This window comes from Lysinibacillus sp. FSL K6-4013, from assembly GCF_038630435.1.
Taxonomy (GTDB): Bacteria; Bacillota; Bacilli; order Bacillales_A; family Planococcaceae; genus Lysinibacillus; species Lysinibacillus boronitolerans.
Map to the genome: position 1 here is coordinate 2,245,928 of NZ_CP152031.1, position 23,201 is coordinate 2,269,128.

The 23,201-nt window shown below is 37.6% G+C and carries 19 protein-coding genes; 13 read left to right on the forward strand and 6 right to left on the reverse strand.

Translation table 11 applies throughout. The features are described from left to right. Nucleotides 1-26 precede the first annotated feature (26 nt). On the reverse strand, nucleotides 27-1,184 hold the full coding sequence (locus MHB39_RS11125; protein WP_342546756.1) for a Ger(x)C family spore germination protein: 1,158 nt from the start codon (nucleotides 1,182-1,184) through the stop codon (nucleotides 27-29). Between the two features lie 155 nt (nucleotides 1,185-1,339). Here MHB39_RS11125 and MHB39_RS11130 point away from each other — a divergent pair, with 155 nt between their 5' ends. Next, complete coding sequence (locus MHB39_RS11130; RefSeq protein WP_342546758.1) at nucleotides 1,340-2,134, forward strand: PhzF family phenazine biosynthesis protein; 795 nt, start codon at nucleotides 1,340-1,342, stop codon at nucleotides 2,132-2,134. Nucleotides 2,135-2,406: 272 nt separating this feature from the next. On the opposite strand, the gene MHB39_RS11135 is transcribed toward MHB39_RS11130, so the two are convergent. Both MHB39_RS11135 and MHB39_RS11140 read right to left on the reverse strand, forming a co-directional pair. Continuing rightward, complete coding sequence (locus MHB39_RS11135) at nucleotides 2,407-3,783, reverse strand: MATE family efflux transporter (protein ID WP_036078928.1); 1,377 nt, start codon at nucleotides 3,781-3,783, stop codon at nucleotides 2,407-2,409. 20 nt (nucleotides 3,784-3,803) lie between these two features. Continuing rightward, a complete protein-coding gene (locus MHB39_RS11140; protein ID WP_016994140.1) occupies nucleotides 3,804-4,283 on the reverse strand; it encodes a DUF6530 family protein in 480 nt (159 codons plus the stop codon). Between the two features lie 242 nt (nucleotides 4,284-4,525). On the opposite strand from MHB39_RS11140, the gene MHB39_RS11145 reads away from it, so the two are divergent. The 3 genes from MHB39_RS11145 to MHB39_RS11155 are packed head-to-tail and all read left to right on the forward strand — an operon-like array spanning nucleotide 4,526 to nucleotide 9,103. Beyond that, a complete protein-coding gene (locus MHB39_RS11145) occupies nucleotides 4,526-6,157 on the forward strand; it encodes a diguanylate cyclase (RefSeq protein ID WP_342546761.1) in 1,632 nt (543 codons plus the stop codon). A gap of 23 nt (nucleotides 6,158-6,180) precedes the next feature. Beyond that, nucleotides 6,181-6,543: a response regulator gene (locus MHB39_RS11150; RefSeq protein WP_016994138.1), complete on the forward strand. Its 363-nt coding sequence runs from the start codon at nucleotides 6,181-6,183 to the stop codon at nucleotides 6,541-6,543. Beyond that, nucleotides 6,536-9,103, forward strand: coding sequence for an ATP-binding protein (locus tag MHB39_RS11155; protein WP_342546765.1), 2,568 nt, complete (start codon nucleotides 6,536-6,538; stop codon nucleotides 9,101-9,103). The genes MHB39_RS11150 and MHB39_RS11155 overlap by 8 nt, the downstream gene beginning before the upstream one ends. A 34-nt stretch (nucleotides 9,104-9,137) precedes the next feature. On the opposite strand, the gene MHB39_RS11160 is transcribed toward MHB39_RS11155, so the two are convergent. After that, nucleotides 9,138-10,468, reverse strand: a protein-coding gene (locus tag MHB39_RS11160; protein WP_339280167.1) for an IS3 family transposase whose coding sequence is annotated in 2 segments (ribosomal slippage) — nucleotides 9,138-10,087 and nucleotides 10,087-10,468 — 1,332 coding nt in all. Because the reading frame shifts where the segments join, the coding sequence is not laid out codon by codon here. Nucleotides 10,469-10,590: 122 nt separating this feature from the next. Here MHB39_RS11160 and MHB39_RS11165 point away from each other — a divergent pair. The 5 genes from MHB39_RS11165 (at nucleotide 10,591) to MHB39_RS11185 (ending at nucleotide 15,836) form a co-directional block, all read left to right on the forward strand. After that, the gene (locus MHB39_RS11165) at nucleotides 10,591-10,794 is read left to right on the forward strand and encodes a response regulator (protein ID WP_342546767.1); all 204 of its coding nucleotides are present in this window, start codon (nucleotides 10,591-10,593) and stop codon (nucleotides 10,792-10,794) included. Between the two features lie 648 nt (nucleotides 10,795-11,442). Beyond that, the gene (locus MHB39_RS11170; RefSeq protein ID WP_342546769.1) at nucleotides 11,443-13,128 is read left to right on the forward strand and encodes a methyl-accepting chemotaxis protein; all 1,686 of its coding nucleotides are present in this window, start codon (nucleotides 11,443-11,445) and stop codon (nucleotides 13,126-13,128) included. Between the two features lie 210 nt (nucleotides 13,129-13,338). Beyond that, nucleotides 13,339-13,677 carry a hypothetical protein gene (locus MHB39_RS11175; RefSeq protein ID WP_342546770.1) on the forward strand — a complete coding sequence of 113 codons (339 nt, stop codon included), beginning with the start codon at nucleotides 13,339-13,341 and terminating at the stop codon, nucleotides 13,675-13,677. Between the two features lie 19 nt (nucleotides 13,678-13,696). After that, a complete protein-coding gene (locus MHB39_RS11180) occupies nucleotides 13,697-14,299 on the forward strand; it encodes a histidine phosphatase family protein (protein WP_342546772.1) in 603 nt (200 codons plus the stop codon). Between the two features lie 343 nt (nucleotides 14,300-14,642). Next, the gene (locus tag MHB39_RS11185; protein ID WP_036078941.1) at nucleotides 14,643-15,836 is read left to right on the forward strand and encodes an MFS transporter; all 1,194 of its coding nucleotides are present in this window, start codon (nucleotides 14,643-14,645) and stop codon (nucleotides 15,834-15,836) included. Between the two features lie 24 nt (nucleotides 15,837-15,860). On the opposite strand, the gene MHB39_RS11190 is transcribed toward MHB39_RS11185, so the two are convergent. Continuing rightward, on the reverse strand, nucleotides 15,861-17,513 hold the full coding sequence (locus MHB39_RS11190; protein WP_339280866.1) for an IS1182 family transposase: 1,653 nt from the start codon (nucleotides 17,511-17,513) through the stop codon (nucleotides 15,861-15,863). A 242-nt stretch (nucleotides 17,514-17,755) separates the two neighbouring features. On the opposite strand from MHB39_RS11190, the gene MHB39_RS11195 reads away from it, so the two are divergent. From MHB39_RS11195 to MHB39_RS11205, 3 genes are all read left to right on the forward strand, one after another. Next, nucleotides 17,756-18,292: a TlpA disulfide reductase family protein gene (locus MHB39_RS11195; protein ID WP_333004138.1), complete on the forward strand. Its 537-nt coding sequence runs from the start codon at nucleotides 17,756-17,758 to the stop codon at nucleotides 18,290-18,292. Between the two features lie 73 nt (nucleotides 18,293-18,365). Then, nucleotides 18,366-18,704 (forward strand): hypothetical protein, encoded by a 339-nt coding sequence (locus MHB39_RS11200; protein WP_342546773.1) that lies wholly within the window; start codon nucleotides 18,366-18,368, stop codon nucleotides 18,702-18,704. Nucleotides 18,705-18,949: 245 nt separating this feature from the next. Then, the gene (locus MHB39_RS11205; RefSeq protein ID WP_342546774.1) at nucleotides 18,950-19,174 is read left to right on the forward strand and encodes a hypothetical protein; all 225 of its coding nucleotides are present in this window, start codon (nucleotides 18,950-18,952) and stop codon (nucleotides 19,172-19,174) included. 50 nt (nucleotides 19,175-19,224) lie between these two features. Here the strand turns inward: MHB39_RS11205 and MHB39_RS11210 are convergent, their stop codons facing one another. Beyond that, nucleotides 19,225-19,737, reverse strand: a complete 513-nt coding sequence (locus tag MHB39_RS11210; RefSeq protein WP_016994060.1) for a GNAT family N-acetyltransferase — start codon at nucleotides 19,735-19,737, stop codon at nucleotides 19,225-19,227. Between the two features lie 360 nt (nucleotides 19,738-20,097). Between MHB39_RS11210 and MHB39_RS11215 the strand changes: the two genes are divergently transcribed. After that, the gene (locus MHB39_RS11215; protein ID WP_342546775.1) at nucleotides 20,098-23,169 is read left to right on the forward strand and encodes an ATP-binding protein; all 3,072 of its coding nucleotides are present in this window, start codon (nucleotides 20,098-20,100) and stop codon (nucleotides 23,167-23,169) included. Nucleotides 23,170-23,201 lie beyond the last annotated feature (32 nt).

Sequence of the window (23,201 nt, forward strand, 5' to 3'; positions counted from 1 at the left end):
AACCAGATACCTACGTCGGCATCTGGTCATTTTTTTATTGTTTCTGTAAATGTTTTTCGACCTGGATTGATTTTGGCTACATCCACATCAATTTTACTAATTGAATCCTCTGATAATGGGATTTTTCCATCTTTCTCAAGCTTTTTCCAAGCCTTGACGTTATCGCGGTAGAGATATTCTGACAATCGATAGATATCCACATCTAATTTTAGACCTTCTTTATAGGTTTCCTGAATTTCCTTTTTCACTTCTTTTACAATAAGCTCTTTCAGCTCCTGTTCGGTTACTTTTCCTTTAAAACCATTGATGGTCGCATTGATTCTCAATTTGACTTCAAATGTAACAGCCTCTTGTTTGACAAGTGGTTCCACATCGACATGTATTTTCTCAATACTGACCGTTAGTTCTTCCTGGTCACTTGTGTTTAATTGAAAGGTAATCTCCCCGCGATTTGTATAGTTATGCATCCATTGACTTCCGCGAGCCGCAGTGTCTTGCACGAACCCCTTAAAGCCATCTTTCGATAGGACACCAACCCCTGAAAAATAGGTTTCCTCAACTTGCTCCTCATCTGTTTCCCAATCGTCTTTAATGGACACATAAGGAATTGTTACTTCATAACTTGGCTCATTTAAGCCAATGACAACATCTCTTAAGTCTTTTGGTTCGATAAATGTTTCTTGTTCTGTTGGGTTGATTGGGTTACTTAATTTTGATGAGGATAACGAATTTCTTAAGATTGGTGTGACAAGCAATATATCTTCAACTGGGTTTTTTGTACAATACACCCAGATTTGATACCTAGTATCACGAAAGCGTATGAATGTATCGATGACAGGAATAATGTGTTCATTTTCCATAGCCTGCTCTGAAAAAATCATATATCGCATATGCCCCCAAAAAATTTCTTGATCCGAGGAGCGATATAATTTGTAAATTGCCTCTTCTATTGTTTTACCAGTGGCACGTCCCACTTCAGCAGGCGCCACCGTTGCGCTAGGCTGTATAGATTTCGCGACATCGGCGAAATTAATCACTTGTAAATAGACAATATACTCGTCGTTTTGGTAGTCTACACCTACTGCATTTATATAGTACATTCTTTGCGGCTCCGTAATATCCCAGCATCCAGCGAGTAAGGTCGTCAATCCGATGATCAATAAAAATTTGAAATAAGTTTTCATGGTTTCTCCACTCGAATTGCTCTACAGTTGTATTTTATAGTGTTAGCTTAGACAAAAGATGGCTTTTTTATAAAGTGCTAGCTGAGGAAATGAAATTTGGAAAATTATATCCAATGAGACAACTTTCAGATATGATGAGGCAAGGAGGTGAGATTGTGACTCGTGTTTCATATTGTCTAATTAATACATTCACGAATGAGCTGTATAAAGGGAATCCTGCAGCAGTATGTCTATTAGATGAAAAATTTTCTGAGGAGACCATGCAAAAAATTGCACAGGAGATACCTGTCCCAACAACAGCCTTTATTGAAAAAAGACAGGTTGATTTTTCGCTGAAATGGTTTACGCCACATATGGAAATACCCATTTGTGGTCACGGCACCCTTGCTAGTGCCTTTGTGCTTTGGCAGCAAGGAATTGTAACAAAGGAGCATACAATTACATTTCATACAGCAGGTGGTCCTTTACATGCCAAGTGGCAACATGAACGAGTGGAAATCGCCATCAAAACGTATCCAATTGCTGAAATGGAATGTCCTTCAGCACTGGAGGACTGGTTAGGGTGTAAGCCCGTCTTTGTAGGGAGAACTGAATTAGATTATATCGTGGAAGTAGGCAATGAAGACCAAATCGCACACTTTGAACCTGACTTTATTGCGATGAAGCAGTTTCCTGTTCGAGGAATATGTCTAACTAGCAAGTCGAAGGAAGAAGGCATTGATATCGTATCTCGCTTTTTTTCTCCAGCCCAAGGCATTGACGAGGATCATGTAAATGGTTCAAGTCATGGTGCACTAGGTCCCTATTGGTGTGAGAAATTATCCAAACAGCAACTTGTCAGCAAGCAGCTTTCTAAACGTGGAGGTGTAATGTATGTGACCCCTCATCACGACAAGGTATTGATTGCAGGCGCAGCAGTTCAAGTTTTGAATGGGGAATTAAACATCTAGATACGGTTTAGAAGGAGATTTGTAATCAAAGTAAATAGTTCATTTTCTATATTTTGGTAATTACTACCATTAGAAAAAGCGAGAAAAAAATTAAAAATTTATTGTAACCTTTTTCAATATTAAACGACTACTCTATTAGTAGAATACAAAAGAACTAAAGCAAGTAGTAACATTCACTTTTCACAAAATGACCAGGGCTCAATTTTGAGTGCCTGGTTATTTTGTTGCCATAATAAAAGGAGGGCATGCACCTATGGCATGCCCTCCTCGATTTATTCGCTTAGCATAGCTTTTAATGTTCGTTTTTGCCAGCCTAGCTTGAAGTATGCATATTGCATGATGAAATGGACGCAGAAGGTGATTGGATAGGCTAACCAAACGCCATTTAATTCTAGTGATGTATAGTGAGATAATAGGAACGCTAATGGCACCTGTACAACCCAAATTGTAATGACTAAGAAGATGGTTGGCCATAATACGACACCTGTAGCACGCATAGTGGCAGATACAGTTTGTGTGTGCCCAAAAATTAAATAGCTCCAAAAGGCGATATATAAATAATTTTTGGCAATTAGCACAGTCTCATGTGAATCAATAAAGAAAGCCAAAATAGGCTCTGCAAACAGATACATAATGAGTATGATGGCCCCACCTAGAAGATAATTAATTCGCACACCCATTTGTCGAATTTTTTTAATCATCTCCGTAGAATTGGCCCCTAACGCCTGTGCTACAAAGACAGATGTGGCAATGGCAATACTCATTGCTGGGACTTGAGCATAACTAGCCACCTGATTGACAACGCCATATGCGGCAGTGGCATCTGAACCATAGGCATTGACAAAGCCAATAACGGCAATTTCGGCCACTGAAATGGCAACCATGCTAATACTGGCTGGAATGGCTAGCTTTAATAAGGACGTTAAAATATCCTTTTTTAATTTAAAATGCTGTAAAATTGTTTTATCAAAACGTAGTAAATGCTTTGTTTTATGCAAATAGGCTAACAATAGGATCATTGTCACCAGGTTTGATAACACGGAAGCATAGGCAGCCCCATTTAAGCCAAACGCAGGCAACCCCAACCATCCAAATACTAAAGGTGGTAGGAAGGCGATATTTAACACGACACTTATCACTAAAAATAGAAATGGTGTTTTGGAATCACCAACTCCTCGCATAAAGGTTGTATACACCAAATACCAAAACATAATTGGTAACGTGAAGAAAAGTATTTGGGCATAACTAATACTCATATCTAAAATATTCGCTGGTGTTTGCATAAAGCGTAAAATCCATTCAATGAAAAAGCCACCAAAAATCGCGACAGCAATGGATAAAATGGTTGTAAAGGCGAGTGTTACGCCAACAACCTCTTTCATTTTGGCATGATTACCAGCTCCAAATGTTTGCCCGACTAAAATAGAGCTTCCTGAGCCAATGCCAATCGCAAAGGCCATTAAAAAGAAGAAAAAGGGAAAAAATGCCGAAATGGCTGCTAGGGCATCGACCCCTAAATTGCGTCCGACGATAAACATAGCAAATACCTGGCCGACAGATTGCAGCACATTCGCTAGCATCACGGGAATTAAGAAATTAAAAAAAGCTTTGCGTAGCTGTTGATCATCCTGTAACATTTGTTCGTTCATAATTAAGTTCCTCTTGAGTTTTAATAACCCATTTCTTTTAAGATTCTTGATAGTGTGCGTAGGCGTTCTCCAATGAGCTCACCATCATTATTAAGTGCTTGCTGAAAAAGCTGAATATCCTCTTTAATCTGTTCATTTTCTGTGCAAACTTCCACTGTCATAGCATCTCCCTGTAAGCCTACACGATTAATCACGGGGTTTTCTTCATCATATAAATGCTCATGACGATAAGCCTCCTTAAAATAAAGCTCTGTTTCACACACTAAAATAGCGAGATCAAGCACGCGATGGAGGGGAAGTTCTTCTGATTGGCGAGACCATTTGCCACCTGTATGTCGCCAAACCTTCGCAGAAATATCAACCTTTCCTCGATCATTCCATTGGGCCAGACCAAGTGAAAGCCCTTGTGCATCTGTTTGATAAGCCGTGCGCCCATCAATATTGGCATAATTTTCGGCCACGATGACAGGTTTATGTTTTAAATGTGTTGGAATTTTCATGGATCCGTACTCCTTATCATTTCAAATTTAGTAATTTAGTAAATTACTGCTTTAGTAAATTTAGCATTCACGCTTCTATAAGTCAATCGAAAAGCGGAAAGTTGGAACCTTTTCTTTTGGGAGCAACTAAATAGGGGCTTGGCGTAACCAATTCAATACAATAAACGTTCAAATTCTGCAATGGTTTTTACAAAATAGTAAGTTATAATTTATAGAAGTATGATTGATTGGAGAGAAAGAGGATGGAAACAGCTAAATATCACCGAATGGTTTATACACGTATATGTGAAAATTTACAAAAATGGGATAATAGTGACTTTGTTAGAGAAGACGAGCTCTATTCATTTTTACATACGTTAAAAGGCACAGCTGGATCAATCGGTTTACATGAATTAACTTCTATTGCTAGTGAAAAGCTAGAGCTTTTGACTGGAGATCGTAACAAGCAATGGACCAAATCTGAATGGAAAAAGTATCTTGCTCCTTTTATTGAAAGCGTACATTTTTATCAAGAAAATGATTCAAGGGCACAAAATATGGAACATCCTGCAACCATCATTAAAAATCCAGCAAAACAAGATTTTATTCTGATTATAGATGATGATGTTGTATTTATTTCCTATTTAAAAAATGTTTTAGAGAAAAAGGGCTACTCTGTCATTGCAGCTCATAATGGCGAACGAGGATTAGCGTTAATTTATGAATTGCAACCATCCATTGTGTTTTTAGATATCATGCTTCCTGACTCTAGTGGCTTTTCAATTTTAGACAATATTAAAAAGACGAAAAAAGAGCTCATGTTTGTGACAGTGATTAGTAGTAATGATTGTAAAGAAAATCGCGTTCGTACATTGGAGATGGGGGCTATGGATTTTATGGCGAAGCCAATCGATGAAGAGCTATTAATCGCTTATGTTTCCAATCGCTTAGCCTATAAAAGAGAATTAGAGCAGGCCATCGTCATTGACGAATTAACCCAAATTTATAATCGTAAATTTATGGAATCTCAAATGAAGCTTTTCATTAAATACCATCAGCAAAACAAAGAGCATTTTTCAATTGCGATTATCGATTTAGATTATTTTAAAAAAGTAAATGATACATATGGTCACCTAATGGGGGATGAGGTGCTCAAAGGTTTCGCTTCATTGGTGAAGGAACTAAAAGGAGATGAGGAAATTGCTTGTCGCTATGGAGGAGAAGAATTTGTAATTTTAATGCCTCGTACAACAAATAAAGAGGCATTTATTTTTATTGAAAAACTTCGTACCTCTATGGAGAAAAAGATATTTACAGCAAATGGAACAAATTTTCATGTTACATTTTCTAGTGGAATCGTGGAAGCCACTTCTTCCAATTTACATCCTAAAAAGATGCTAGAAGAGGCAGATCAAGCACTTTATACGGCCAAGCAATTAGGGAGAAATCAGACGATCATCTTTGATCATGTAGCTGCTGTGGAGAAAAGAAAAGCGAAAATCAAGATCATTGTCATCGATGATGTGTATATTATTCGTGATCTGATTACCAATCATTTTAAGCATTTGGAGGAAAATGAGGATTATAGGATTGAAACATTGGCATTCCCTGATGGCATCCGTTTTCTGGAATCCAATTGGTATGACCCTCAATGTAAATACATTATCTTATTAGATTGGATATTACCGAAAATGGACGGCATCGAGGTGCTTAGTAAAATAAGAGAGCAGCATGCTTCAAGTGATGTAATCGTCTCCATGCTCACTTCACGTGTGGGGGAAGAATACGTCATGAAAGCTTTAATTAATGGGGCAGACGATTATATTGTGAAGCCATTTAATGTGGCTGAAGTATCGGAACGTATTATTCGTTTAATTCATCAAATGTTTCTTTAATGGGAAAGGGAGAAAAAGACAAGATGGCTAGAATTTTAGTAGTAGATGATGAAGAAATATTACGCATGTTAATACGTGAAACATTAGAAGACTTAGAGTTTGATATTGATGAGGCAGAGGATGGCGAAGAAGCCCTTAAGAAACTGAAGGAAAGCACCTACGATTTAATGATACTCGACTATATGATGCCGAATTTAACAGGGATTGAGGTGATTGAACTTCTCCCACAAGAGATTAAAAAGTCGATGCCTATTCTCATGCTGACAGCTAAATCACAGGAAAGTGATCGTCAAAAGGTATTTGATTTAGGGGCCGATTACTTTATGTCAAAACCATTTAGTCCCGTTAAGCTAATGAATTTGGTGGAGGACATATTAAATGATTAAGTCGACACCCTTGCTGAATAAAAGTATACGCAGCCAATTCTTTAAAATGCTGCTTTTTCTTGTTGTTAGCTTTTTAATCATCATTGCTGCTTTTCTTGTCGTAGTCAATGCAAGTCAAAATGCCTTACAGCAGAAGAGAGAGCAAATGTATGAAAAATCAATGCTTGTCGATGAATTGGAAGAAAATTTTAATGGCATATTTTTTCGGGCAAGAGGCTATTATGCCTTTCAGAATGAGCAGGAATTAAAGCTATTGTATGAAAACCTGGAGAAATTTGAGGTCCTATTACAGCAGTTTTCGCAACTCGATTTAACGGAAGAAGAACGAGGGCTCTATAATGAGCTAGTTGAGTTTCACTATAATTACAAAACGGTTACACTCCCAAAAGCGATCAGCTTTGCGAAAATGGGGGATTATGAGGCTTTGCGAGAGCTTTCGAATAGTGGAGCAAATGACCTTGTTAATAAATTCATTGCCTATACAAAGTCCTATAAGAAAAAAACAGACCACTCCTTAAACCAAATTTTTAGCAAGACAGTGGAGCAGGGGCAATTATTTACTTTTATTTCGCTCATGATTAGCGGTCTCATTTTACTATTTGTTGGGGTCATTTTACGAAGAGTGCTGAATAATATGATTCGACCAATTGAACAATTAACACTTGCAACCAACGCTTTGGCGTCAGGGAAATCCATTGATTTAGGTAATCTTGTACAAAAGGAGGATGAGTTAGGCATTCTAGCGAACTCATTTCTTAAAATGATACTCTCCATTCAGGATAAGGAAGAGGTACTGACCACTCAAAATGAGGAGCTTTTAGCGCAGCAGGACGAGCTTCAAGAAAATCAGCTACAATTACAAAATTCATTAAATTATTTAGAAAAGTATAATCAATTAAATCATGTACTAACCTTTACGTTAAATAAACAGAAACTAATCGATAATCTCCATAATTATTTAAACGACATTTATCAATATGATACGAGTGTGCTGTATTGGATGGAGGGCAATGTTTATGCGACAAAAGGTTTATCACACCAATCTGCTGCAGCCCTAGTTGAAAATTTTGACATGGATAAACAAGCACGATTAAAGCAGGAAAAATCCTTTGTTATTACACGTCAATTGACAGCAAATGAAAAAGGAATTGCACAAGAGTCTTATTATGCCTATGACTTGTATTCTTCCGTGTTTAATTCTAAACGGGAGCTAGTCGCTATTTTAATGGCGACACGAGAGGGGCATCCCCATAATGATCGGGATATAGATAGTTTAAACGGACTATTAAATCGTGTGTCCATCGCATTTGAACGTATTCTTATGTATGAAGAGGTAGAAAAATCGAGGACGTTAAATCAAACGATTATTGATAATGTCAACGAAGGAATCCAATTAGTTTCTGCTACAGGCGATACCGTTCTTATCAATAGAGCGCTATGTGGTATTGTCAACCTCCTTAACTTGACAACAGAAACAAGTATCCCTAAAAAGGATTGGCTACAGCATTTTCAAAAATGTAGTGCCCAACCTGATGAATTAATTGAATTTTTAGAGGCATCTATTATGGAGAGCTTTGAGGAGACACGAAAATGCCGCTATTGTATGACAGCTGAACATGAAATCTTTGTCGAGGTGTATGCAACTTGTCTTTTTGATGGACAGGAAAAAGTAGGCACAATTTTTGTACATCGTGATATCACTAGAGAATATGAAGTAGATCAAATGAAATCCGAATTAGTGAGTACGGTAAGTCATGAGCTGCGAACGCCATTATCGAGCGTACTTGGCTTTACAGAGCTGCTGTTAACGAAAACGATAAAACCCGAACGACAAATTAAATATATCGATACAATTCATAGAGAAGCGGTACGCCTAACCAATCTTATAAATGACTTTTTGGATTTACAGCGAATGGAGTCAGGCAAGCAGCAATATAACATGGAGACACTACAATTAAATGAAATAGCCTTTGAAATTGTCAATCGATTCCGACATGAGCAAAAGCATAATGTCCATCTAATTGATAAGGCAAGAGAGGTCTATGTCAATGCAGATCAAGATAGACTCGTTCAATTATTTATTAATTTAATAGGGAATGCTATCAAATTTTCTCCACAAGGAGGAGATGTGGAGATTTTGTTAGAAAACAAAAATAATAGAATTCAAGTGAGTATAAAAGATGAGGGGATTGGCATATCTAAACAGGATATTGCTCAGTTGTTCCAAAAATTCAAACGAATCGATAATAGTTTAAGACGTAAAATAGGAGGAACTGGACTGGGTCTTTCCATTTGTAGAGAAATCATCTTAAAGCATGAGGGAGAAATATGGATAGAGTCAGAAGAGGGACAAGGTACTACTGTGTACTTTACTTTACCACTCGCAAATAACACTATCACCTTCGATGAAGAGGATGTAATGGAGGATAGCAACGGCTTAAACATTATGCTTGTTGAGGATGACTTAAGCTTAGCTCTATTGTTGTCTGAAGAGCTAAAAAGCAAGGGCTTTACCGTGATTCATCATCATGACCCTAAAAAAGCTTTTGAAGATACATAAACTGTACCCTTTGTAAAGGACATTTTAAAAAAAGCTAGGTAACTTGTTGAAGCTGCTGTCTGTATTTTGCAGGCGGCAGCTTTTTCAAATGCCATTGCCCTCGATAATGGTTGTAATACATCATATAACTCTTAATTTCTCGTTTGACTTCTTCTAATGTTTCACATTTCTCGATAGTTGTTTCATCTTTAAAATGTCCAAAAAATGATTCTTGTGGCGCATTGTCCCAACAGTTTCCACGGCGAGACATGGATTGTCCTAACCCCATTTTCTTCACAAGTTTTTGGAATTGTGGATTGGTATAATGGAATCCTTGATCCGAATGAATAAAGGCATCTTCCGTTAAATGGCGGTGTTTCTTCAATTGATGAAGCGTATTGAGGGCAATATCTATACTTAATGAAGACGACACTTCATACGCTAAAATTTCATTCGTTTCAGCGTCTTTAATCGTTGATAAATAAGCGCGTTTACTGCTTCCATACGTTAAATAGGTGATATCTGTCAGTAACACTTTTCCGGCCATACCCTGTTTAAAGTTGCGTTGTAATTCATTTGGGCACGTACGATGTTCTTTCGTTGCTTTTGCCATACGTCGAGTTGGATTCGCTTTTCGAATCGGGCAGATAATCTGATATTTTTTCATCACACGGCGAATACGTTTCAGATTGTACGTAATTCCATATTGATTTTCTAACGTCATTTTAATTTGACGTGCTCCTTTTTTTCGCCCTCTGAAATGATACGCTTTTAAAATGATTTCCTTTACCACTTCATCTGCTTGTTCTTGCTCCACACGCTTCTGAGCTGATTTTTCTAAAAAATAATTGTAATAGCCAGACCGAGATATACCCATCACATCACATAAATAGCTGACTAAACGCTTTAATTTATACTTTTTCATCGTGTGATGGATGAGTTCAAATTTTAGTGTCGTAGCGATTTTTATTTCTTCTTCAACATCTGCCTTTCGAGTAGATCGAGCTTTTTTAACAATTCATTCTCTGCTTCAAGTAACCGATTTTTCGCCTCTAAACGCTTCAATTTTTCTTCTAATGTCAATTCGCGTTCGGAAGGTCTACCTGAATTTGTTTTACGTGTATCTTGTAAACCTCCGACACCTGCTTTACGATAAGAAGCTCGCCAGCGTTTGCCTGAAGATTCGATTCGTTTTATACCGATTAATTCAACATCTAAACCCGCATTTTCAAAAATTTCTCTTGGGAATTTACCTTTTTCATTTTCCGCAATAAAATGACGTTTAAATTCGTCAGTATATGTGATCGCTTTCTCGCTAACTGCTTGCACATTTGGATTACATTTTAGTTGTTCTTGTTCCATTTTCGTAAAATATCTTTTGGTCATTTCACTCTACCCCAACATCTTTTTTCTCATTATAAACAAAAGTACCCTATAGGATAGACTTTTTTCAAAGTGTCTATCTTATAGGGTACAGTTTAACACTCAATACGCCTTTACTTGGTATTGTGATTGACATAATGCTGGGCGAAGAAATGAGCGGCTGGGATTTAGTCCGTGAACTAAGGAAAAGAGAGCAAACAAAAGAGTTGCCAATTATTATATCTTCAGCATTAGATGAGGTAAAAGAAATGGTGGACCAATTTCAAATTAAAAAATACTTAACCAAGCCATATCCACCTGAAGAAATATCTAAACTGTTTGTGAAATAATATGATAGGATAGCTTTATGAGTTCAGTAGCGTAATGATGAACAGCTCATAATATAGCTTACATCATTTAGCCTGTAAAATATTTTCCTAGATACTATAGTAGTATAGAGTAAAAAAGTGATAGTTTTCATAGTAGCATGTCGCTGCTTCTATAATATAAGTCTCATAAAAAATCTTTAAACGGCTACCTTTTCTGCCAACAAAATAGAATAAAAATTCTCTATTAAACTAGGTATTGTTCAACAGTACCTGGTTTTTTTAGTATTGCAGTGTTAATTAAATTAATGTATAAAAATTCATCTATTAAAAAAATTAATTTAAACCCTTTCCAATTTAGGAAAATTGAAGTAAAATAATCCTTACAAAAATACTGCATGTTTATTTCTAATTTCCTAGAAATTATGTGGATGTGCCTATTTATTAAGGATGGTGGTGAAATAATTATGAATATTAAAGGTTATAATAGTGATTTTTTGTGGAAAAGTAAAAATATCATCAATAAAAAGTAAAAATATAAGAAAGCTAACTGATCCATGGTAGCAATGAAGGCCTATCCCCTTGATTACGCAGAGGGAAAGTATTACTAGATTAAATAGTGTAAAAATTTTCATTTAAAGGTTTATTATTGAATAAAAGAGGGGGATCGTTATGAAGTTCAAATCATTGCGAACAAAAATCTTATTTGGATTTTTCGTCATTCTAATAGGGATTATGATACAAAGTGGTTATATCATTTATTCAAATATCAAAATGAATAAAGAGATTGAAGATATGGTGCATCGTGAGCTGGAATTGTCCATCGTCGATCAGCACTTAGCCAACTCCATTTCGGTGAGGATTGGTGCTGCCAGAGGGTATGTATTAACAGGCGAAAAAGTATACAAAGATACATATGAAGAATATACAAAATTGTCTTTAGCAAACGAGGAAAAAGCTCGTCAAATAGTTGAATCGCCAGAACTGGAGGTAGTTGCGGCAAGAGCAAAGGCATGGCGTCAATATGTGGAGGAAAATGTCTTTCCAATCTATGAAGGAGGTAATCCCGAATTAGCCGTTAAAAACCTAATTAGTAAAGACGATGAAATTAAGGCAGTGCGTGAAGGCTTTGAAGCGCTGGCAAGCTCACGCGAGGAGTCAATTCGTCAGGCTGGACAAACATTAATAGAGAATAATGCACGTCTCAATACAATTAGTATGGTGGCATTTGGTGTCGTTGCATTATTAGCAATTGGAGCGGGTCTCACTTCTGCATTGTCAATTTCTAGACCTGTTCAGCAAATTTCTGAACGAGTGAAGCTGATTGCGGAGGGTGATTTAAGCCATGAGATGCTAACCATTAAGGCCAAAGATGAAATAGGAGAATTAAGTGTTTCCACTAATATGATGAATGGAAAAATGAAGGACATGCTTCAGCGAATTCAAGATGTGTCCAATGAGGTGGCTGCACACAGTGAACAACTTCTACAATCTTCCATCGAAATAAAGTCAGGAACCGAGCAGGTAGCACTGACAATGAATGATATTGCGGAGGGCACAGAATCACAGGTAAATAATACGAGTGACCTATCCAATCTAATGAGTGATTTTGTCATTCGAATGAATGAGGCAAGTCAAAATGGTGAACACGTACAGAGTAATTCCAATCATGTACTTTCTCTCACGAATTCAGGTCAACATTTAATTGAAGCGTCTACTAATCAAATGACAAAGATTGATGCCATCGTCCATGATGCAGTAGATAAGGTAGAGGGATTAAATCATAAATCTCAGGATATTTCCAAGCTAGTCGTTGTTATAAATGATATTGCCAAACAAACGAATTTATTGGCACTCAATGCAGCGATTGAGGCGGCAAGGGCAGGCGTGCAAGGTCAGGGCTTCGCCGTGGTGGCAGAAGAAGTTCGTAAATTGGCAGAGCAGGTGTCATTGTCTGTTATCGATATTGAACTCATCGTTGGGCAAATTGTAGAGGAAACCAATGATGTCACAAATTCTTTAAAGCGTAGCTATGAAGAGGTACAGCAAGGGACAGAACAAATCTCTTTAACGAATCAAACATTTATCGAGATTGATCAGGCTGTTAGAGAGATGGCCACAAACATTACAAGTGTCTCTCAAAATTTAAATAAGCTAGTAGAAAACTCTGTAAGAATTGATGAAGACATCGAAGAAATTGCTGCGATATCTCAGGAATCTGCAGCAGGGGTGGAAGAAACCTCCGCAACAATGCAGCAAACTTCGAGTGCGATGGAGGAAATTTCGAATAGCTCCAATCAGCTTGCAAAAATGGCGGAAGAATTAAATAGTCAGGTAGGACAGTTTAAGCTTAACTAAGCATAAAACCAGGTCTCATCAAAAGGGTGAGCCCTGGTTTAAGTGTTGGATACAATTGTTATTACGCATCTTAAGGCTTTGATCTATACACTTTTTCTCATCTTGTATGACGTGGACTTTCTAATTCACTCGTTTTGATAATTACTCTTAAAAAGGGTATTATTGGTATTGTTGTCAGCTTAGATTTAGTTAAAAGGAGTCGACTTACATATGGAATGTGCATGTCCATCAGAAATGACCGATCAGCTAAGAGTAGAAGGGGATATAGGGGCAGACCCAATTTGGTGTCATCGTTGTTTTTGTAATTTAAATATAGAGGATGTCCCACTATCAGCTCCATTAAAACACGAATTAGAAATATGGATTCGACAATATGGAGAATGGATTGATTGGAAGAATGATGGCATTTTTCCGCATGGCGTTGAATTAGAAGACCGATTTAATCAGCAAGGAATGCAGCTAACAGAACGGGTGAGAGCAGAGCTTGCCGATACATACAAGGTATTCTATAAGCCTTCCACTTTTGCGAGGAGATATGCAGATAAGTAATAAGGCAAGGGGGATCGCAATGGAAACAACCGTTTTAATGATTCGACATGCAGAATCACCATTACTCTTTGGAAAGGAACGGACAAGAGGCATATCTAAAAAGGGTAAGGAAGATGCGAGTGCAATAACGACAGTGCTCCATTCATTTAACATAGATGTGATTGTTTCAAGTCCTTATACACGAGCTATTCAAACAATCCAAGGATTGGCTGATGATCACAAGCTGGAGATACACATAATTGAAAGTTTAAGAGAAAAACAGTTAAAGGGAGCTTATCAACTTCCTGCCGAAGAAATAGATGAAGCGATAAAAAAATCATTTCAAGAACTCGATTACTGTTTGGAGGGTGGAGAATCGAGCAGGAATGTCCTAAATCGAGCCATGCCAGAAATCATTCATCTATTAGAGAAATATGCAGGTCAAACAATCGTCATCGGTACACATGGTAATATTATGGCAATCATCTTACATTATTTCGATACCCGTTATGGCTATGATTTTTGGAAAAATACATCTAAACCGGATATCTATCAATGCATTTTTGAAGGCGTACAACTTAATACGGTTCAAAGATTAAATGAGGAAAATATGTTTTGCGAAATTTTCTTCAAAAATGTGTAACCTTTGCCAAGCTGGCACGACTACTGTACTAGTAGAATACAAAACACTAAAGCAAACTAGTAGGTTTCACTTTTCACAAAAAGACCAGGGCTCAAATTTTTTGAGGATACCTGGTCTTTTTGTGTGCTGGCAACAAAGCTGTTGTAATGCTAAAATAAGAGTAATATTTTAGAATTTTCTTGAAATTAATAGCAAGGCGATCAAAATCACGCATAGAAATGGAAAAAATGAAATCCCCCATTGTTTTTTTCAACTAGGCGTAAAAAGGAGTTCAGACATGCAGGCTCGTCCAATTTAAAAATCTCCCAAGAAAAAATAAAATCTTAATTTTGGGGGATAAAACGTGTTTAAAAACCGATCTTTTTCACTTTTATTAACAGGTCAATCTTTAGCGGATATTGGCGATATTCTCTATATTGTAAGCGTGATTAGTATAATTTATCGTTTAACCAACTCGGCGATTGCTACTTCCTTCGTACCGTTTATTATTACTACTTGTATGTTGATTTCCAGTCTGCTAACACCTCTTATTACGGCGAAAATCTCATTGAATCAATTGCTAACCATTTCTCAGGGCGTTAAAACCGCTGTCCTTTTGGGCCTCGCCTTGTATGTACAATGGGTAGGTGACCAGCCGATGATTGTCCTTGTGTTTTTATTGATTGCGATGGTTGCGTTTTTGGATGGCTGTGCCAACCCTATTCGTCAATCCTTGCTGCCTCATTATGTGGAAGAAAGGGATTTATTACGAGCAAATAGCATTGCAGAAACGGTTATCCAATCCATTCAGGTGGGTTCTTGGTTTGTTGGCAGTTCCTTGCTTCTTCTCTTTACACCATCACAGCTTATATGGGGTGTTGTCGTCCTTTTTTTCATCGCAACCTTGCTTTTAAAGCTTCTACCAGATGTGGCACGTATGGAACGTCCACAAACAAAGAAATGGCCGTTAATTATGGAAGGGTGGCAATCCATCCATCAAACGCCTGTACTAAAAGTAGCTGCACGTATGGATTTACTGGAATCGATGGCAGGAGCAGTATGGGTCGCAGCGATTTTACTTGTCTTTGTAGAAGAAGCATTGCAGGCTTCTTCTCAATGGTGGGGTTATCTCAACGGCATTTTTTTTATTGGCATGATTATAGGCAGTATGATTTGTTTAAAATGGACCAAATTTATTGAGCGTAAAAAGGCTATGTTCATAAGTGGAGGTGCGCTGCTATCCGCTATTTTTACATTATGCTTTGCGGTGAGTATCACACCATTTATGGCGTTACTCTGTTCTTTACTGATTGGCTTATGTGGGCAATTAAAAAACATTCCACAGCAAACCATCATTCAAACAAGTGTCTCAAAGGAGAAATTACCAACGGTGTATACATCGTTGAATGTCATTGTGACAGGGGTATTCGGCCTTTCATCTTTCATGATGGGCATGTTGTCAGAATGGTATGGGATACGAGTTGTTTTTTTCCTTTCAGCTAGTTTGCTACTTCTCGTAAGTGTGATTGCCTATAAAAATAAAACATCTTTCACGTAAGAAAGAGTAGAGGCTGGGACAGAACTAGCTTCGAATAAGGAGAAAGGAGAATTTGAGTTCGCTCAAATTCTCCTTTCTCCATTTTTTACTATTTAATTTTATATGTTCTTGTTTGTTGGCCGTGTATTTTCGTAAATTCACGGCCAGTAATGCGAGCCCCATTTCGTTTTCTACCTTCGATTTTCCTCGTACAGAAAATCGAGTGAAACGCAAATTAGCCTTCAAGAATCCAAAAACTGGCTCCACGTCAATTTTGCGTTGACGATAAATGGTACGCGTTTTTTCTTCTGAAAGCTTTGTTCTTATATATTCTTTTTGTTGTTCCCATTTTTCATTCACCATCATTTTTCGATTGGTGCCTTCTTTTGCTTTTGTACATGATGAACGGAATGGACATCCTGAACAGTCCTCGCATTCGTAGATGTTGAACGTATGTTGGAAGCCTGTCCGATCATTCCGTACAGTTTGATTTTTCCATTCGAGACGTTTCTGATTCGGGCATGTATAGGTGTCTGTTTCTTTATCATATGGCCAGTTATCGGTGTTAAATTGGTTTTGTTTGTACTTTTTCTTTTGCTCCTTCTCATACATGGTATAGGGAATCAGTGCTTCTCGTTTTCTGTTCGAAAGGATCTCCTCATAGTTTTGTTCACTACCATAACCTGCATCTGCGACAATGTATTGCGGTAACTCGAAATAATGCTGCTCGATTTCATTTAGAAATGGAATGAACGTACGTGTATCCGTTGGGTTCGGAAAAATGCTGTAGGCAAGCGCATACTGACCTTCTGTTGCGATTTGTACGTTATAGCCTGGTTTTAGTTGTCCATTCTGCATGTAATCGTCTTTCATTCGCATAAACGTCGCATCTTTGTCCGTTTTTGAATAGCTGTTGCGTGTGTCAAAAATCTCAAAATCTTTTTCGTACCTCTGCTTACGAATCAGCCAGTCATGTACTTGTTTTAACAGTTGCTTTGGCGTTTTTCGTTCACTACGCAGCTGTTTCCGCATCCCGACATCATCCGTACTATCGATTTTTTGTGTATAGTCCTCGACCACTTCCTCTAACTTTTCAGCGATTTGCGTGAGTTCTTCCATAGAAAGCTGCTCCTCATCTTCACGTTGCAATGCTGGTATAATTTGTTTTTCAAGTAGCTCATTATACAATTGATTCGATTTTTCAACGAGATTGTGATGATGTTTTTCCACTGCTTTCTTCCAAACGAACGTGAATTTATTGGCATTCGCTTCAATCTTCGTACCATCAATAAAAATGGCCTCTTGATCGATGATTTTTTCTTGGACAAGCTGGACACGGAACTGCACAAAACACTGGCGAATGAGCTCTTTCATATCGGGATGAACACGGAAACGATTGATCGTACGGTAGCTTGGTTCATACCCTTGGGCCAGCCACATCATCCGTATACTGTCTTTGGTTAGGTCTTCTATTTTACGGCCAGAGAAAACCGATTGCGTGTAGCCACATAAAATAATTTTAAGCATCATGCGTGGGTGATAAGATGGGCAACCTGTTTGGCGTTGAAAGGAGTCGAAGGTTCTCTCAGGAATACTTTCGACTAAATGATGGATGGCAAAAGCAATATCATTTTCTTGTAATGGAACTTCTAAATCTAGAGGCAAAACTAATTGATTCATGTTATAATTTTTGAACATAAGGATCCTTCTTTCCTGTAAAATTTTGTGTGGTAACTTTATTTTATCAGAAGTGGTCCTTATTTTTATTCAATAATTATTGAAAGCCGTTGAAATTTTACTCATCGTAAAATTTCAACGGCTTTTTCAGCTCAAAGGTGGGTTTTGTCCCACCCTCTATTTTTTAGGAAAAGTTTATATCCTGTTAGTTGATAGTATGGTAAAATATACAAATATTTGTATATTTTAAAAGGAGAAGTAGTATGAATCGTAAAAAAATAAGTTTTATTATCTCAGCACTTATTATCGCAATTTTTATTGGTGTGGCATTAAAAAATGTTTTTTTTCAAGCAACTCTTACACCCGCTATGACTGTTTTGGAGGATGGCACAAAACAAATTAATTATGAAACTGCTTTAACTAAGCTAGATCAATCCTCCACAACGTTTGAAGCTTATAAGGGCAAAATAGTAGTAGTGAATTTTTGGGCGTCCTGGTGTGGACCTTGTCAACAGGAAGCACCTGAACTAGAGGCATTCTATCAACAAAAATCAAAGGATGTCGAGCTACTAGCCATTAATGCCACAGCCTATGATAGCTATAAGAAGGCGGCAGCATTTAAGGACACCTATGATTTATCGTTTCCTATCTTCCTAGACGAAGAGGGAGTACTACAGAAAACGTTTGAAGTGATGAATTATCCTAGTACCTTTATCTTTGATGAAGAAGGGAAATTACAGCACAGCGTGAAAGGTGAACTCACTCAACAACAATTAACACAGTTGATTGATGAGCTCTAAGAACAGAAAAATGAAACTTCTTCTAAAAAGTTGCGTAGAAGAAGTTAAAGAAAAAGGGAAGGGGGCTCTTTGAATGCCACGGAAACACATTCTTATTATCATCATTGCATGGATTGTAGAAATATCGTTGACGTATTGGGTTGCCAAAATGATCTCTGTGCGATTTATCGAAGTGATGTTTTTCACGGGCGTTGCCTTTACCTTAGGAACGTTTTACTTTTCGAGTAGCGGTGGAGCCATGTCAAGGTTTTATACATCCCAAGTGAGTGCACAAACAGGGATCATTCATGAGCGGGAACGGTTCAAGGTTAAACTTGGCCCCGTATTTATAGCGTCACTATTATTTTTCCTTATTGGATTGGTATTCTTTATTTTACTTGTAACAGGCATTATTCCTCCACAAAAGGTGTGAAAGTTATTGGCTTTCACATGCAAAAAATCAAGATGGCTAGGTGCTCATTTTGATTTTTTTGCGTTGTATAGAATTTGTAGCGTGCTATATTATAAAGTAGGCTTCAATAATTGTATTTTTACAATGAGAAAGGAATGAAAGGATAACTATTATACTAGAATTACCTTTCATTATTAGTAATTTGTCATGCAAAATATGTATATCTATGGAGGTATACGATATGTTAAAGGAGTTATCAAACCGCAGTGCCCCAAAATCGAAACCAACAAAATACAGAGAAGAGTAGACAGCAAGCACCTGACGTTCAATCGAAAGCTATGCTAGAAATTCAAACGATGGAAAGCAGTATCAAAAGATACATAACAATGCATGGTGACCACTTGAATGCAGCTGAATATCATTCTTTACTGCAAATGATTAAGAGCTTAGAGGAATTGAAAACAGCGATTAAAGGTGTTACATTAGACTAGACACATGCTTTTAAATTGGATGATCTGACAATATGGTTTGTCAGATCATTCTAGGAATTAATCCACCGATAATAAGTAAAAGTGAAGTTTTGACCATTCATTTCAAATGATTCTCCGCTTCTATCCAATTGTTTAAAGCCGTTTTTTTCTAATACTTTTTGAGAGGCTCTATTGTTCGTCGTTGTTTGTGCCTCAATGATGAGCATGCCTTGCTGGCGCATAAGGTCTAAGACTAATTGTAAGGCTGTATGGGCAACCCCTTTTCCACTATATTCTTCTCCCACTCGATAACCGATATGACCTAATCGTTGATCCTTATCAATATCGATTACATTGATTCTGCCTATAATTTCTTCAAGCTCATTTTTTATTAGATAGAAAAAGGATAGCTGCTGTGCTTGTTCCTCTAATAGCATGTCGTTTTTTCTTATGAAATTTGGTAATTGGTAATAGTCATCCCCTCGACTTGGTACTGTTTTTTCAAAATACGCCCTATTTTTAACCTCAAAAGCAAATAAGTTTTCAAAATCATCCCTTGTTAATTTTTCTAATCGAATGTTCATGGTATCTCCAATCTAGTTTACTTTTTTATTTTATTATACCTGTAGTCTAGCGCTAATTTCACCTGTTTTTAATTGTTCAGGAGGTGTAGATGTGCGATTAGTACAATGGTTGCGTTCATAGAACAGATGTTATTCATCATTGGATCGTGACCTAGGAGGTGAAATAGGCAAAAGTGAATAGGTGTGTTTTGTAAAAGAGTGTTGGATCAGGACAGACATGAATACTGGTTTGCTTCTTTCAGCCATCCACTAAAAAAGGGGGCGTTATCCATTAGCCTTTTTGATGTTTTATAAAAAAGGTTGGTACGGATGACACTATGACGGCATTCATTAAAACATCACCTTTTGCCAAGATCGCTTATGAAAAAGATGGTAGTTATTATTATCTTCTTTATTTTATTGTTAACAGGCTCGCGATTGTTATGGTTGCAATTATTTATACAGTCACATCAACCCTATGCTGAAAAGGGACAACTGGATTTACGAGATTTCGATTTCCAACATCGCACGCTTACATTAGATGGGGAATGGTTATTTTATCCATCTGGCTGGTTGATGGACAAGGACAATCCTCCGACGTCCACGACATATATACAGGTTCCAGATGGCTGGGACGAAATTTTTCAAGAGGATGAATGGACACCATATGGTTATGGTTCTTATCATTTGAAACTATTGATAGACCCTGAAAGAGCTTTTACATTTAGTATGAGAGTGCCAAGTATTCGTAGTGCCGCAGAAATATATGTGGATGGGCATTTAATTGCGGCTGCAGGAGAACTAGGTGAAAATCGTCAGCAAACGGTTGCCAAAAATGTACCGTTTACCGCTTCGTTTGAAACAAAAGGACGTAGTGAAATCGACATTATCGTGCAGGCTGCGAACTTTCAAGACCCACGGAATGGGGGGATTGTACGTTCCATTAAATTCGGACAAGAAAAGATGATTTTTCGGGAAACACAATTATCTATCACGATGCAGCTTCTAGTAGCAGTTGTGTTAATCTTACATGCTATCTATTCTGTTATTCTGTACTTACTTGGCAATAAGGATAGTCGTTTACTATTCTTTTCTGTTCTAACCATTAGTATTATGTTTTATTACCTTTTAGGGAGTGATGATAAGCTTCTCTCTTTTTGGTTTCCAATCAATTATGAATGGGGCTTTAAATTCGTTCATCTTTCGATGGTTGGCATTGGATATTCACTGCTCCAATGTATTGATCCATGGTTACCCCGCCATATCCATCGTGCTAAACAGGGTTTTGCCCTTGTTTGTGCTTGTGCAGTCGTATTGGCGATTCTTTTACCAACACGTTATGCTGTCACAATGCAAGGTGTTTATATTGTCCTTTTAGCTGTGCCTATTGTTATTACACTGGTATTAATGCTAGGAAGGACAATAAAAGATATACGTCATAATGTGTTTCTACTTTTAGCCATCCTTGCTTTTGTCAACAGCATTCTTTGGGATGTCTTGCTGCTTATTACAGGGATTAAGGTGATATCGTATCCATTTGATTTGATTATTACCATTGCCTGTTTAGCCACATTGTGGTTTAAGGATTATGTGAAAGTACATGCTGATACAAAAGAGCTTGCACATAAACTACAAAAGGCAAATCGACTCAAGGATGAATTTTTAGCTAGTACTTCTCATGAGTTGCGTAATCCACTTCATAGTATTATCAATATGTCAGAAGCCGTGTTAGAGCGTGAATCAGCCGTTCTTACTCATAAAAGTGTCAATGATTTAGAAACGGTGCTAGCTGTTGGCAAACGCATGTCCTTATTGTTAAATGATTTACTTGATGTAATGAGTCTAAACGAAAATACGAAAAAGCTTCATCTAGGTCCTGTTTCCATACACACAATTGTCGAGGCAGTGTTAGAAATGCTTCGCTTTATGATTGAAGGGAAGCCGATTGACTTTGTTAACCAAATTCCAAGGGACTTTCACAAGGTAATAGCAGATGAAAATCGAGTGATTCAAATTGTCTTTAATTTAGTACATAATGCAGTAAAGTTTACCGATGAAGGAGCTATTACGCTATCAGGCTATACGACAGGAGAGGGTATGGCTAAAATTGTTATAGCAGATACAGGCATTGGTGTGGATGCGGAGACAATGCAGCGTATATTTGAGCCATATGAACAAGGGACCATTAGTAAGACCATAGTCGAAGGGGGATTTGGACTAGGGCTCAATATTAGCAAACGGCTTATTGAATTACATGGGGGAACACTAGAGGTACAATCTGTAGTAGGGCAAGGCTCAACTTTTGCCTTTACCTTACCTTTATCGGACGAAGCAGAGATTCAAGGTACCTATGAGAAAGAACAGAATCACAAAAAACAGGAAAGCGTAGTTGAACAGTCAGACGTGGAGAAAAAGCGTTTAACAGTATGTAACCGTCCCCGCATTTTAGTCGTAGATGACGAGCCCATAAATTTAAGAGTAATCGAAACGATATTAACGAATGAAAAATATGAAGTGGTGACTGTGACAAGTGGTTTGAAGGCTCTTAAATGCCTTTGGTCTGAGGAGTGGGATTTAGTGATATCAGACGTGATGATGCCGAAAATGTCTGGATATGAGTTAGTACGTAGCATTCGCAAGCAATTTACAATGACCGATTTACCTGTCTTATTGTTGACAGCGCGCAGTCAACCCCATGATATTGAAAATGGCTTTTTAGCAGGGGCCAATGATTACGTCGTCAAGCCTGTGGATGCCTTGGAGCTCCGATCTCGTGTTGAGGCGTTAACAAAGGTGAGGCGCTCCATTCAAGAGCTACATCGTATGGAGGCTGCATGGCTTCAGGCACAAATCGAGCCGCATTTTCTCTTTAATACGTTAAATGCCATATTGACGTTAAGCGAATTAGATAGTGAGCGGACAAGTAAATTAGTAGAGGCATTGAGCGATTTTTTAAGAGAGTCCTATAATTTTCAAAATGGTGAAGCACTTGTTCCACTAGAAAATGAACTTAGATTGGTTCAAGCCTACCTCTATATTCAGCAGGAGCGTTTTGGTAAGCGTATTCAGGTTGTATGGCAACTAGAGGTCGAGACAAATGTACTTATTCCATCACTGACTATCCAGCCATTAATTGAAAATGCATTAAAGCATGGAATTTTAAAGCGTTCTGAGGGGGGAACGATACATATTCGTATGATCAATGTTGATACCCACCTTGAAATTACCGTAGCGGATAATGGCGTCGGAATGGATAAAGAGCAATTGGCAAAACTACTGCAGCCTAAAGAACGTTCATCCAGCAGTATTGGTTTAATCAATACCCATAGAAGATTGCAACACCATTATGGTCAAGGCTTACGTATTACAAGTAAGCTTCACGAAGGAACGTCGGTTTCGTTTGTTGTAGTAGCAAAAACACCATTAGATGCATTGCCTCTCGATAAGTATTAAGAGGGGGAATGCATCTTTTATTTATTTGCATG

Excerpts from the sequence above, each read along its gene's own strand:
- MHB39_RS11180 (WP_342546772.1), top strand. The coding sequence starts at position 13,697 with ATGGAAACAACCGTTTTAATGATTCGACATGCAGAATCACCATTACTC.
- MHB39_RS11125 (WP_342546756.1), bottom strand. The coding sequence starts at position 1,184 with ATGAAAACTTATTTCAAATTTTTATTGATCATCGGATTGACGACCTTA.
- MHB39_RS11135 (WP_036078928.1), bottom strand. The coding sequence starts at position 3,783 with ATGAACGAACAAATGTTACAGGATGATCAACAGCTACGCAAAGCTTTT.
- MHB39_RS11200 (WP_342546773.1), top strand. The coding sequence starts at position 18,366 with ATGCCACGGAAACACATTCTTATTATCATCATTGCATGGATTGTAGAA.
- MHB39_RS11145 (WP_342546761.1), top strand. The coding sequence starts at position 4,526 with ATGGAAACAGCTAAATATCACCGAATGGTTTATACACGTATATGTGAA.
- MHB39_RS11210 (WP_016994060.1), bottom strand. The coding sequence starts at position 19,737 with ATGAACATTCGATTAGAAAAATTAACAAGGGATGATTTTGAAAACTTA.
- MHB39_RS11215 (WP_342546775.1), top strand. The coding sequence starts at position 20,098 with ATGAAAAAGATGGTAGTTATTATTATCTTCTTTATTTTATTGTTAACA.
- MHB39_RS11190 (WP_339280866.1), bottom strand. The coding sequence starts at position 17,513 with ATGTTCAAAAATTATAACATGAATCAATTAGTTTTGCCTCTAGATTTA.
- MHB39_RS11170 (WP_342546769.1), top strand. The coding sequence starts at position 11,443 with ATGAAGTTCAAATCATTGCGAACAAAAATCTTATTTGGATTTTTCGTC.
- MHB39_RS11155 (WP_342546765.1), top strand. The coding sequence starts at position 6,536 with ATGATTAAGTCGACACCCTTGCTGAATAAAAGTATACGCAGCCAATTC.
- MHB39_RS11175 (WP_342546770.1), top strand. The coding sequence starts at position 13,339 with ATGGAATGTGCATGTCCATCAGAAATGACCGATCAGCTAAGAGTAGAA.
- MHB39_RS11140 (WP_016994140.1), bottom strand. The coding sequence starts at position 4,283 with ATGAAAATTCCAACACATTTAAAACATAAACCTGTCATCGTGGCCGAA.
- MHB39_RS11150 (WP_016994138.1), top strand. The coding sequence starts at position 6,181 with ATGGCTAGAATTTTAGTAGTAGATGATGAAGAAATATTACGCATGTTA.
- MHB39_RS11195 (WP_333004138.1), top strand. The coding sequence starts at position 17,756 with ATGAATCGTAAAAAAATAAGTTTTATTATCTCAGCACTTATTATCGCA.